The organism is Natrinema salsiterrestre (genome assembly GCF_029502005.1).
GTDB lineage: Archaea > Halobacteriota > Halobacteria > Halobacteriales > Natrialbaceae > Natrinema > Natrinema salsiterrestre.
On record NZ_JAMQOT010000005.1, the window covers coordinates 267,915 to 279,834 of the forward strand.

Here is an 11,920-nt window from a genome sequence, read left to right on the forward strand (position 1 = left end):
GAGACACTTGAAACGAACGTTCCGCACGTACCGTTTTCCGCCTCGGGTTCGCTCGCTTCGCTCACTCACCGCTCGGCGCAAAAATCTACGCTAAAAAGGCCGCTCGCGGGTGCAGTGCTTCTGCCCCGACAGCAGCGTCTGAGTTAGTTAGACTACGCCTGGAAGGTGACGAAGCCTCGCTACTCCTCGTCTTCGTCGTCGTCGAAGTCGACGTCCTCGAAGTCCGCGTCGACGAACTCCTCGTCCTCATCGCCGGTAGCGCCGGCTTCCGGGCCGGGGTTCGGGCCGCCGCCCATACCGCCGGGACCTGCGCCTGCGGCACCGCCAGCGCCAGCCGCACCGCCGGCACCTGCTGCGCCGCCGGCACCTGCTGCGCCCGCGTCGGCGTCCTGGTAGATCTGCTTGCCGATCTCCTGCAGTTCCTCGCTCAGGTTCTCGGTCGCGGTCTCGATATCGTCTGCGTCCGCGTCGTCGTCGTCGATCGTCTCCTCGAGATCCTCGATCGCGCCCTCGATGTCGCCGCGGAGGTCGTCGTCGACCTGCTCGTCGTTCTCCTCGAGCAGCGTTTCGGCGCGCTGGATCGTGGCCTCGGCGGTGTTGCGGGCCTCGATCCGCTGGCGCTTTTGCTGGTCCTCTTCGGCGTGTTTCTCGGCCTCTTCTTGCATCTTCTCGATCTGCTCGTCGGAGAGACCGGCACCGCCCTCGATGGTGATCTCCTCGGTGGTGCCGCTGCCCTTGTCCTCGGCCGAGACGTTGACGATGCCGTTCTCGTCGATCGAGAACGTGACCTCGATCTGCGGCGTTCCGGCGGGGGCCGGCGGGATGCCGGTCAGGTGGAACTCGCCGAGCATTTCGTTTTCTTCGGCCAGCTCGCGCTCGCCCTGGAAGACCCGGACCTGCACCGTGGTCTGGTTGTCTGCCGCGGTCGTGAAGATCTTCGACTCCTCGGTCGGAATCGTCGTGTTCTTCTCGATGAGTCGCTCGAAGAGGCCGCCTTTGACCTCGATACCGAGCGAGAGCGGGGTGACGTCGAGCAGCACGATGTCGTCGACCTCGCCGCCGAGGACGCCGCCCTGAATCGCCGCGCCCAGCGCGACGGCCTCGTCGGGGTTGACGTTCTTCTGGGGCTCCTTGCCGGTCAGCTCCTCGACCTTCTCCGCGACCTGTGGCATTCGCGTCGAGCCGCCGACCAGCAGGACTTCGTCGATCTCGTCCTCGTCGTAGCCCGCGTCCTCGAGCGCCTGCTCGGTCGGCTCGACGGTCCGGTCGATCAGATCCTGCGTGAGCGACTCGAACTTGGCGCGCGTCATCGACTCCTCGAGGTGGATCGGGCCGTCGTCGGTCGCGGTGATGAAGGGCAGGTTGATCTCCGTCTCCTTGCGCGAGGAGAGTTCGATCTTGGCCTCCTCGGCGGCGTCCTTGAGCCGCTGGAGGGCCTGCCGGTCGTCTCGCAGGTCGATACCGTGTTCGTCCTCGAACTCGTCTGCGAGCCAGTCGATGATCGCCTCGTCCCAGTCGTCGCCGCCGAGGTCGTTGTCACCGTTGGTCGCGACGACCTCGTAGACGCCGCCGCCGAGATCGAGAATGGAAACGTCGAACGTCCCGCCGCCGAGGTCGTAGACGAGGACGGTCTGATCCTGATCGTCCTCGAGGCCGTAGGCCATCGACGCGGCCGTCGGCTCGTTGATGATGCGCTCGACCTCGAAGCCGGCGATCTCGCCGGCGTCTTTGGTCGCTTGGCGCTGCCGATCGGAGAAGTACGCGGGGACCGTGATGACGGCTTTCTCGACGTCGTCGCCGAGGTAGTCCTCGGCGTCGCGTTTGATCTTCTGGAGGATCATCGCCGAGATCTCTTCGGGCGTATACTCCTCGCCCTCGATCTCTACCGTGTAGTCCTCTTCGCCGATGTGGCGCTTGATCGACGCGATCGTCTTCTCCGGATTCTGGATCGCCTGGTTCTTCGCCGGTTTGCCGACGAGTCGCTCGTCGTCGGTAAAGGCGACGACGGAGGGCGTCGTCCGTTCGCCTTCCGCGTTGACGATGATCTCCGGATCGCCGCCTTCCATCACCGCGAACGCGCTGTTCGTCGTCCCGAGGTCGATTCCGAGAATCTTGTTGCTGGCCATCGTGGGCGGGTATTGTGCGCACTTTGTTTTAAAGGTTACTAGGAACGAGCGGGGTCCGAATTAAACGCGTCTGAGTGGGGTCAAACCGCTAATCGGCGTACTTTGGCCGCAGTAAAAACGGCAGTAAGATCCGGCGCGCCCCGATCGATCGAGAGAGATAGTAGCCACTGACAGTCACTGTACACCGAATCGAGCGACTGCGTTGCGAGTAGTGTGGAACTAGCTTCAGTGGCGACGATAGTCAGCGCCGTCTTCGCTCACGACTCGTCCGCGTCGGCGCTCGTATCGTCGCTGTCGTCCGCGGCGACTTCGCCGCCGAGTTCGATCGCATCGTCCCCGTCATCGGGTTCGGAACCGTCGTCGCTCTCGACCTCGGCCGAATCGTCGGCGTCAGAAGACTCGCCATCGACCGCCTCGGCACCGTCGCCGTCGCCGGATCTCTCGTCGGATCCGTCCGCCGTCTCACCGTCGCCGCTATCGTCAGCGAGTTCCCCGTTCGAAACGGTCACCTGGGCGTTCTGAATGACCTTGTCGCCCATCTCGTAGCCGGGGGTGTACACGTCGGCGACGGTCCCTTCGGGCTGATCGCTGTCGACCTGCATCATGACCTCGTGGCGCTGCGGATCGGACTCCGTCCCCGGCTCGGGATCGATCTCCGCGACGTTTTCGTCCTCGAGGATGCGATCGAACTCGCGCAGCGTCATCTCGACGCCGTCTCGGAGACTCTCCGCGTCGCCGCTGTCCTCCTCGAGCGCGCGTTTGAGGTTGTCGCGGACGCCGATGAGCCGCTCGACGAGGTCCTCGGTGGCGCGGTCTTTGATCTGCTGTTGGCGCTTTTTCGCCCGTTTCTTGTAGTTCTGGAAGTCGGCCTGCTTGCGCTTCAGCCGACTCTTCAGATCCTCGACCTCGTCCTCGTACTCCTCGAGGTCGTCCTGTAACTCGCCGATGGTCTCGGCCTGAGAGTCGATCCGTTCGGTGAGATCATCGAGTTCCTCGCGCTGGTGTTTGACGGTCCCGTTGAGATCGCGAGCCTCTTCGACGATGGCCTTGACCTTGCGCGCGAGGTCCTCGTCGTACTCCGACGCCTGATCGAGGATTTCCTGGACGTCCGTGCTCGTTTCGGGTCCGTCAGCGGACGCGTCGTCCGCGTCCGTGCTCGTCTCGGACCCGGCGGTCGCGTCGATCTCCCCGTCGGTCGCCTCGCCGCTCGAGTCAGCGTTCTCTGCCGCAGGGTCCGATGTGGAGTCCTTCGAGTCGGGAGTCGGTTCCGGTTCCCCATCCGACGACTCCACGGGATCCACGTCGGCCGTCTCGCCGTCGTCGGATTCCTCCTCGGACGGGACACCCTGGGCGGACGAATTCGTGCCCTCGTCTTCGCTCATGTCCCAGTCAACGAACACCGGTAATAAAAGGGTTGAGGTACCCGGATCGTCGGCGGCCGAACGAGACGACCTACCGCGACACGCGTACACCGAATGTGCCGTCTGAACTGACGCCGGGCACCCTTCCCGACAGTATATTGTATCGTCTCCCCCGAGTGTGACCCGTGACGAGGCGTGCGACCGACGAACCGACCAGGATCGCCCTGCGGTACGAGGACGGCACGATCCGAATCGACGGGCTCGAGGAGTCGTCGGTCTCGCCGTCATCGATTCGGACGGCAGTTTCCGACCTCGAGTCCGATCAGCGAACCGGCTGTTGGCGGGTTCCCGCGGGCGGCTACGCCGACCTCCGAGCGGCGCTGGCGCGAACGGACGCGGGAGTCGACGACCGCGTCCTCGATCTCGCCTCAGTCTCGGACCTCCACTCGGCGTACGAACTCCGCGAGTACCAGACGACGGCGCTCGAGGCCTGGCTCGAAACCGACCGCTGGGCCGACACGGCCCTCGAGACAGTCTCCGGAGCGCCCGCCGGCGTCCTCGAACTGCCCACCGGAAGCGGGAAGACCGTCATCGCCCTGAAAGCGATCGAACGGCTCTCGGTGCCGACGCTCGTCGTCGTTCCGACCATCGACCTGCTCGAGCAGTGGGAGCGGGAACTCGAACGGGAGTTCGGGGAGCCGATCGGTCGGTTCGGCGGGGGCGAGCAGCGACTCGAGCCGATCACGGTTTCGACGTACGACTCGGCGTACCTGAAAGCCGATTCGGTGGGCGATCGGTTCGGGATCGTCGTCTTCGACGAGGTCCACCACCTCGGCGGCGAGGGGTATCGAGAGATCGCGCGGCTGCTGGCCGCCCCCGCGCGACTGGGTCTGACGGCCACGTTCGAGCGACCAGACGGCGCACACGAGGTCATCGAAGACGTCGTCGGACCGCTCGTCCACCGCGTCGACGTGGACGAACTCGCCGGTGACCACCTCGCGAACTACGACGTCAAGCGACTCGCGGTCTCGCTCACCCCCGACGAGCGCGAGGAGTACGAGCGAAACCAGGAGGTGTTCACGGACTACCTCGCGACGTCGACCATCGACATGCGAAGCGGCTCGGACTATCAGGAACTCGTCAAGCGCTCCGGCAACGACCCCGAAGCGCGCGAGGCCCTGCTCGCACGCCAGCGGGCGCGAGAGATCATGTTCGGCAGCGAGGCCAAACTCGACGCACTCGCGGGAATCCTCGACGATCACCGCGGCGAGCGCACGATCGTGTTCACGGCCCACAACGATCTCGCGTACGACGTCAGCGAGCGGTTTCTGATCCCGACGATCACGCACCAGACCGGTACCGCGGAGCGACGGGAGATCTTGGAGCGGTTCCGCGAGGGCACCTACACACGGATCGCCACCTCCAACGTGCTTGACGAGGGGGTCGACGTCCCGGACGCGTCCGTCGCAGTCGTGCTCTCGGGCAGCGGCAGCGAACGGGAGTTCGTTCAGCGACTCGGGCGGATCCTCCGTCCGAAAGCGGACGGCGGGCGAGCGATTCTCTACGAGGTAATCTCCGACGATACGAGCGAGGAGCGGGTCGCGGGCCGTCGTCGCGACTAACTACCGCAGTCGTTCGTCCGCGGGGGAGTGAACGCGATGGGGGCGGCCCGGAGATGGAGCCTCTATTACCCCGGTCGTGGAACGCGCACAACTGCGACGGCTCGGAAATCTACGGAGATATCGATCCCGGCGACGTCGAACACCGCGAAGTCGGCGCGGGACTGTTAGAGGAGGAGGTGGCACCGAGCTCGTCGATGGCACACCTCTACCGCGGGGAGGCCGTCTAACTGGCCGGTCATCGTCATGAGCGGCGTCCTCACGTGGGGCTTCTCGGGCCGAACACGACCGCAGTACATCCTTTTGTCGGGCATCGCGGCGCTGACCGCCTTCTTGCTCATGGAGGCACCGTTCAACGCGGTCGGCGCAGTGATCGTCGCGATCTGGGGGACCGACTCCGTCGGCAAACTCGTCGGGTTCTTTCGGCGACGGCTCCGGTCCGGGTCCGAGAACTGACGCGCCGGTCGGCCGAACCGAGCGCTGGATCGCCCGTCGTCTACCGAAGCGGTATCGACGTCCCGGGTATCAGGCCCATTGAGTATCCATGGCTACGTGTTATCCGGTTTGTTCGTGATGTCGTCCACGTGCCAATAGCTCCAGATCCAGCGGAGATATTCGATCGGGCAGTCGCGGAAGGCGAGCGACGGCTCGACCAGTCACTGCTCGAGCTCGCGGCGACCAGCTTCATCGCGGGATTCACGATCGTGTTCGGCATCGCCACGCTCGGGGTCGTCGACGGGTTGGTCGAACCGCAGTACGGTGACGTCGCGCATATCGCGGGCGCACTCACCTTCGGGGTCGGCGTCGTCTTCCTGGTCGTGGGCCGATCGGAGCTGTTCAACGAGAACTTCCTCGATCCGGCCGCGGCGGCGATCGACCAGGACGGGTCGTGGCTGCTTGGACCGCTCCTCCGCCTGTGGACCGTCACCCTCGTCGGCAACCTCCTCGGCGGATTCCTCTTTGCGTTCGTCTTCGCCGTCGATGGCGTCCTCCCGTCCGGTTCGGCGCACGCGCTGTCCCGGACGGCCGAAGAGATCGTTCATCGGCCGATGAGGGGGATGTTCGCGAGCGCCGTCATCGGCGGTGCGCTCGTGAGCTTACTGTCGTTTCTCCTTCAGGGCGTCAACAGCGTTCGGAGCCGTATCACGATGGCCTACATCGTCGGGTTTCTGTTGGCCCTCGGACCCTTCGACCACGTCATCGTCACTGCGATCCACGTCTTCTTCGGACTTCTCTTCGACGCTGCGATCGGCTACGGAGCGCTGGCCGAAACGATCGTCGTTGCGACTGCGGGAAACTTCGTGGGTGGAATCGGTCTCGTTACGTTCACCCACGTTGCCCAGGTGAAGGGTGCAGAGAAATGAACGCTCCACGAATGGCTGTCCCGCCGCGTCCAGTTGGGGGGTGCTCGGTGGCCCATCCCGTTCGACCCTCGTCTGATCAGGGCGGCGCGAGTTCGTCGGACCGATCGCTCGACCGGCAGCATACGCAGCGAAAAGGCGTTTCGGTGGGACGGATGTAGTCACACGGCATGACCGACCAGCGCGAAACCGACTGGGAGTTCGACGTCGAGTTCGCGGACGCGCTCGAGACGGTGCCGGACGACCAGTTCGACCCCGACCGGTTCGTTCCGGGCGTCGGTCCGCTGTCGGCGGACGTGATGCTCGTCGGGGAGGCCCCGGGCGAGCAGGAAGTCGCTCAGGGCGAGCCGTTCGTCGGGCAGGCCGGGAACCAACTGGATCGAGCGCTCGAAGCGATCGGCCACGACCGGCGAGATCTGTACGTTACGAATCTGGTCAAGGTGCGACCGCCGGAGAACCGCGACCCGTACGTCGACGAAATCGACGCCTGGTGGCCGGTACTCGAGGCCGAGATCGAACGCGTCGATCCGGCCGTGATCGTCCCGCTGGGGAGTTTCGCGACGGCCGAGATCCTCGACACCGACGAAACGATTACCGACCTCCACGGGCGGGAATTCGAACGTGACGGCCGGGTCATCGTGCCGGCGTTCCATCCCGCCGCGGCGCTGTACGATCGGAGCAAGGTCGACGCCGTCGAAGCGGATCTGCGGACGGCCCTCGAGGCGACGCGATGAGAGCGGGTCCGTCTCAGATAGAGCGTCGTCCCGACCGAACCCAAGACGTTGGAGTACAACCATCCGGCCGTCCGCCGTGCCGGTCGCGGATCGACGCGTCCGGGCGACTTTTGACCCCGACGCGCCGAGTGAGAGTCGATGCTGAGGAAGAACCTGCTCCGCGTGTCGCGAGCCGGGGGCGGCTACCGCCCCCAGTTCGCCGACCGCGAGCACCGCCCGCTCGCCGCTCGAGTCATCGGCACCTATCAGGGCCACGTCGGCGAGTCGCGTGCGGAACTCGAGGCCGCACTGACCGCGCTCGAACGGGAATCCGACGATTTCAAGCTCGTGCGCGGCCTCTCGGCGCTGCTCGATCGGGAGGCGACCTTCGAGACGAACGTCGAGATCGATCCTGAGCGGGCCCGCAGAGCCGCATTCGAGGCGGCCGAAACGGTCGGCGTCGTCACGGAAGACGAGCGCACGACGGCGCTCGTTCGGGCGAGTGACTCGCTCGGGGTCTCCGCCGACGAACTCGAGACTGCCCTCTACGCGGACCTCGAGGAGCGGCAGGTCCTGACGGCGGTCGAGCCGCGCTGGGATCCGAACGGACTGATCGCCCAGTACAACCTCTCGCTCGCACAGACGGCGCTGTTCGACGCGACCGAGGTACGAGTGCGATCGAGCGACCCGAGGGCCCTGATTTCGACGATCAAGCGCCTGCGTCTGATGTACGAGATTCGACGACTCGACGGCGAGTCCGCCGAGTCCCCGGACGGAAGATCGGCCGTCTCCGAACGCGAGGTCGTCGTGACCGGCCCGACGCGCCTCTTTCGGGCGACACGGCGGTACGGAACGCGGTTCGCTCGCCTGTTGCGGACCGTCGCGACGAGCGAGCGGTGGGCACTCGAGGCGACGATCGACGATCGGGGGACCGAACGCACGCTCGCGCTCTCCGACGGGGATCCGATTCGGATCCCCGACGCCGAACCGATCGCTGACGTGACGTTCGATAGCGGCGTCGAAGCCGACTTCGCCGCCCGGTTCTCGAATCTGGACCTCGACTGGACCCTCGTCCGCGAACCGGAGCCGCTCGCGACGGGAACGCGGGTGATGATCCCGGATTTCTCTTTCGAGTACGATCCGACCGGAACGGCCCGTAGCGACTCGGGAGAAGACGGTCACAGCGACTTCCGCCTCTACTTCGAGATCATGGGCTTCTGGACGCCCGAGTACGTCGCGAAGAAGCTCTCCCAGCTCGCCGACCTCGAGGACGTCGACATGCTCGTCGCGGTCGACGAATCGCTTGGCGTCGGCGAGGAGGTCGCGGCCCGCGACCACCGGGCGATCCCCTACTCGGGGACGGTTCGAGTGAAAGACGTCGCCGACGTCCTCCGGGAGTACGAACGGCAGCTGGTCGCCGAGAGCGCGGCCCGACTCCCCGACGAGCTGCGACCCGAGGAAGACGTGCTCTCGCTCGAGACGCTCGCCGCTGCCCGCGGTGTGAGCACGGACGCCCTCGCGGACGCGGCCACGCCCGAGCACGAACGGGTCGGGCGGACGCTGATTCGGCCGACAGTCATCGAATCGCTCGCCGCGGAGATCGAGTCGGGGATGGAACTCGCGGAGGCCGAGGCGGTGCTCGAGGAGTACGATATCGCCGACTCGAGTGCGGTACTCTCCCGACTCGGCTATCGAGTCGAATGGGACGGGCTGGCCGGCGGTGTTCTCGCCGACCGGGAGTAGTCGATGCGGAAGTCGTCGACGGGAAACGTACTGCGTTGGGCCGACCGACCCGGCGACGGACTGGGAACCAACGTGTGTTGTACTTACGCTTAAAATGGTGAAGCCCTACGTATCGAGTAGTGTCCCAGTCCTCCTCCAGCGACTCGGTCTCTCTCCTCCTCGTCGAGGACAATCCCGGCGACGTCCGACTTATAAAGGAAGCCTTCAAATCCGCCGGGTTCGCGACGACGTTTCACACGGTCAGCGACGGCGACGCCGCGCTGGAGTTCCTTCGAGAGCACGCGGCGTCCGAAACGAGCCCCGATCTGATACTTTTGGATCTGAACCTCCCGAAAACGAGCGGGTTCGAAGTGCTCGAGGGAATCAGGGACGATCCGAAACTGCCGTCGGTGCCGGTGCTCGTCCTGACGAGTTCGGCGGCGACCGAGGACGTCGTCAAGAGTTACGAACTGTGTGCGAACGCCTATCTCACCAAGCCGACCGACCCGGACGAGTTCGCCGATATCGGCCGGGCGGTCGAAGCGTTCTGGATCGACGAGGCGACGCTGCCGCCGCTGCCGTCGTAAGGTCGCTCCCCTCGATACCGGGGAGCGACCACGAGTAGTCTCGCTACGACTCGAGGTCTCGCTGTCGCCCCTTCGGAACCATCGAGCGGAGTTCGCCGTGGACGTAAAGGCCGACGCCGAGCGGTTCGAGCTCGCCTCCCTCGACGGCGTCGCCGTCTCGTACCGGTCGGCCCTCCGGTCCGACCCCGACCTCGTGGGCGGCGATGAGATACCCCCAGTCGCCGTCCCACCACTCGAGGTCCTGGTCCTCGCCACTCGCAAAGCGCCGCGCCTGCTCGCGGTCGAGTTCGATCACGCAGTCGGTCGCGCGGTGGCCGAACCGCTGGACGAAGTCCGTCGTGGGTTTCCAGTGTTCCTGCCGGGTGCGCAGGCAGGTCATGCCGATCGCTTCGATTCGGAGCGGGGTCGGGGCCTCGCCGCCGTAGATCCAGATCTTGCCCGCGCCCTTCTCCCAGAACGTGTAGTCGTCGAAGGTCTCGGGCGGAATCCCGAACCGGTCCGCGAAGAGGTCGACGACCTCCTCTCGCGTGGCTCGTCCCTCGACCGTGCGCTCGGCGTCGGTCGCCGGCAGCCGATCGAACCGCTGGCCGTCGTTCGTCTCGCGCTCGTCGCTCTCGCGTCCGTCGCTCATTCGGCGGTCACCTCCAGTTTCGCGACGAAGAAACCGCCGGTGTCGTTCTGATGCGGGTAGATTCGCGCCGCGTTCTCGAGGCTCGAGTCGAACGCGTCGCCGTCCCACTCGGTCAGTCCCGGCGAGTGCTCGAGGGCCAGATCGAAGTCGACGACGCGGCAGCCCTCCTCGTCCAGCGCGTGCTGGACGACGGCCTCGTTCTCCTCGGGCGCGAAGGTACACGTCGAGTAGACCACCGTGCCGCCCTCGCGAGTGGCCTGGATCGCCCGGCGGATGATTCCCTTCTGGATGCCCGCGACGGAGGAGATGTGTCCTTCGGACCAGTTGTCCAGCGCGTCGGGGTTCTTCCGGATCGTCCCCTCGCAGGAACAGGGGGCGTCGACGAGGGTCCGATCGAAGCGGTCGAAGTCGAACCGCTCGAGCGAGTAGTTTCGGGCGTCGTCGTTGGTCACCGCGAGGCTGGTCGCGCCGAGGCGCTCGGCGTTGAATCGGAGCGCGGAGATGCGCCCGAGGTTGTTGTCGTTCGCGACGACCGTCCCGCGGTCGTCCATCAGCGCCGCGATCTGGGTCGCCTTGCTTCCGGGGGCGGCACAGCAGTCCCAGACGCGCTCGCCGGGATCGGGATCGAGAACGACCGGCGGCACCGCCGAGACCTCCTCCTGGCCGGTGGTGAAGCCGTGGAACGAGGACCAGGTCGAGCCCGGCGAGTCCGTCTCGAGGCGCAGCACGCGCGGGTTCCAGTCCGCCTGCTCGTAGGTCACGCCCTCCTCCGCGAGGGCCTCGAGCGCTCGCTCGACCGAGGCCTTGATCGTGTTCACGCGGACGGCGTTGCCGAGCGGCCGCTGGCAGGCCGCCAGAAACGCGTCGAAATCGTCGATAATCGGTCGATACCGCTCGAGTGGCTCCATCGGCCGTTGGTTCGAGCGGGCAGCGCTTGTGGGTTTCGAAGCCGACGGGAGGGGACGGGACGTCGATCAGCCGCGTTTCCGTCGCCCTCGATTTTATGCCGCTGTCGATCGATATCAGGATATGGCAAGAATCCGCGTTCAGGGACCGGAAGCGGACCTCGAGAACCCGATGCTCGTCGAGGGGTTTCCGGGCGTCGGTCTCGTCGGAAAGATCGCGACCGACCACCTCATCGAGCAACTGGATATGCGCTATCACGCGAGCGTCCACTGCAAGGGACTGCCCCGGATCGGCGTCTACCGAAGCGGTGACCGGACGGCGCAGCCTCCCGTGCGACTCTACGTCAGCGACGAGCACGATCTCCTCGCCCTGCAGAGCGACGCGCCGATCAATTCACAGGCGGTCGAGAGCGTCTCCGACTGCTTGACCGGCTGGATCGTCGATCGGGAAGCCACGCCGCTCTATCTCAGCGGGCTCCCCGCAGAACGGGAGGCCGAGGACCGACCCGACATCTACGGGATCGCGACCGGGGACGCCGGCAAACGACTCGAGGCGACCGACATTCCGGTTCCGCCCGAGGACGGCGTCATCACCGGGCCGACGGGGGCGCTCATCAACCGCGCCGCACACGAGAACTACGGCAGCGTCGGTCTCGTCGTCGAGTGTGACCACCAGTTCCCGGATCCCGAGGCCGCGAGCGTCCTGCTCGAGGACGGGATCGGGCAGGTCGCGGACCTCGAGGTGGACGTCCGGGAGCTCGTCGACCGCGCGGAGGAGATCCGCGCGAAACGGGAGGAGTTGGCCCAGCAGATGCAGGCGATCGGACAGGACGAGAGTTCGCAGGCACAGCCGCTGCGGATGTATCAGTGACGGATTCGGACGGGTTTGCAGCCG

General features: G+C 65.9%; 12 protein-coding genes. 8 read left to right on the top strand and 4 right to left on the bottom strand.

Annotated elements, in window-relative coordinates; all coding sequences use genetic code 11:
• Nucleotides 1-179: 179 nt before the first annotated feature.
• Nucleotides 180-2,126, bottom strand: a complete 1,947-nt coding sequence (gene dnaK / locus NDI89_RS15570; protein WP_277522739.1) for a molecular chaperone DnaK — start codon at nucleotides 2,124-2,126, stop codon at nucleotides 180-182.
• A gap of 257 nt (nucleotides 2,127-2,383) precedes the next feature.
• Nucleotides 2,384-3,508 (bottom strand): nucleotide exchange factor GrpE, encoded by a 1,125-nt coding sequence (locus NDI89_RS15575; RefSeq protein ID WP_277522742.1) that lies wholly within the window; start codon nucleotides 3,506-3,508, stop codon nucleotides 2,384-2,386.
• A gap of 164 nt (nucleotides 3,509-3,672) precedes the next feature.
• Here NDI89_RS15575 and NDI89_RS15580 point away from each other — a divergent pair, with 164 nt between their 5' ends.
• The 7 genes from NDI89_RS15580 to NDI89_RS15610 all read left to right on the top strand — a co-directional run bounded on the left by NDI89_RS15580 (nucleotide 3,673) and on the right by NDI89_RS15610 (nucleotide 9,489).
• Complete coding sequence (locus NDI89_RS15580; protein WP_277522744.1) at nucleotides 3,673-5,109, top strand: DEAD/DEAH box helicase family protein; 1,437 nt, start codon at nucleotides 3,673-3,675, stop codon at nucleotides 5,107-5,109.
• 53 nt (nucleotides 5,110-5,162) lie between these two features.
• Nucleotides 5,163-5,336, top strand: a complete 174-nt coding sequence (locus NDI89_RS15585) for a hypothetical protein (protein WP_277522745.1) — start codon at nucleotides 5,163-5,165, stop codon at nucleotides 5,334-5,336.
• A 16-nt stretch (nucleotides 5,337-5,352) separates the two neighbouring features.
• Nucleotides 5,353-5,562 (top strand): hypothetical protein, encoded by a 210-nt coding sequence (locus NDI89_RS15590; RefSeq protein ID WP_277522747.1) that lies wholly within the window; start codon nucleotides 5,353-5,355, stop codon nucleotides 5,560-5,562.
• 128 nt (nucleotides 5,563-5,690) lie between these two features.
• Entirely contained in the window at nucleotides 5,691-6,470 is a 780-nt protein-coding gene (locus NDI89_RS15595; protein WP_277522749.1) for a formate/nitrite transporter family protein, read from the top strand.
• Between the two features lie 167 nt (nucleotides 6,471-6,637).
• The gene (locus NDI89_RS15600; protein ID WP_277522751.1) at nucleotides 6,638-7,201 is read left to right on the top strand and encodes a uracil-DNA glycosylase; all 564 of its coding nucleotides are present in this window, start codon (nucleotides 6,638-6,640) and stop codon (nucleotides 7,199-7,201) included.
• Nucleotides 7,202-7,339: 138 nt separating this feature from the next.
• Nucleotides 7,340-8,923 carry a DUF790 family protein gene (locus NDI89_RS15605; protein WP_277522753.1) on the top strand — a complete coding sequence of 528 codons (1,584 nt, stop codon included), beginning with the start codon at nucleotides 7,340-7,342 and terminating at the stop codon, nucleotides 8,921-8,923.
• A 119-nt stretch (nucleotides 8,924-9,042) separates the two neighbouring features.
• Complete coding sequence (locus NDI89_RS15610) at nucleotides 9,043-9,489, top strand: response regulator (RefSeq protein WP_277522756.1); 447 nt, start codon at nucleotides 9,043-9,045, stop codon at nucleotides 9,487-9,489.
• A 43-nt stretch (nucleotides 9,490-9,532) separates the two neighbouring features.
• Here the strand turns inward: NDI89_RS15610 and NDI89_RS15615 are convergent, their stop codons facing one another.
• Together NDI89_RS15615 and NDI89_RS15620 are read right to left on the bottom strand one after the other, a co-directional pair.
• Complete coding sequence (locus tag NDI89_RS15615) at nucleotides 9,533-10,120, bottom strand: DUF7122 family protein (RefSeq protein WP_277522758.1); 588 nt, start codon at nucleotides 10,118-10,120, stop codon at nucleotides 9,533-9,535.
• Nucleotides 10,117-11,028 (bottom strand): RsmB/NOP family class I SAM-dependent RNA methyltransferase, encoded by a 912-nt coding sequence (locus tag NDI89_RS15620; protein WP_277522759.1) that lies wholly within the window; start codon nucleotides 11,026-11,028, stop codon nucleotides 10,117-10,119. The genes NDI89_RS15615 and NDI89_RS15620 overlap by 4 nt, the downstream gene beginning before the upstream one ends.
• Before the next feature lie 121 nt (nucleotides 11,029-11,149).
• On the opposite strand from NDI89_RS15620, the gene NDI89_RS15625 reads away from it, so the two are divergent.
• Nucleotides 11,150-11,896 carry a proteasome assembly chaperone family protein gene (locus tag NDI89_RS15625; RefSeq protein ID WP_277522761.1) on the top strand — a complete coding sequence of 249 codons (747 nt, stop codon included), beginning with the start codon at nucleotides 11,150-11,152 and terminating at the stop codon, nucleotides 11,894-11,896.
• Nucleotides 11,897-11,920: the final 24 nt, after the last annotated feature.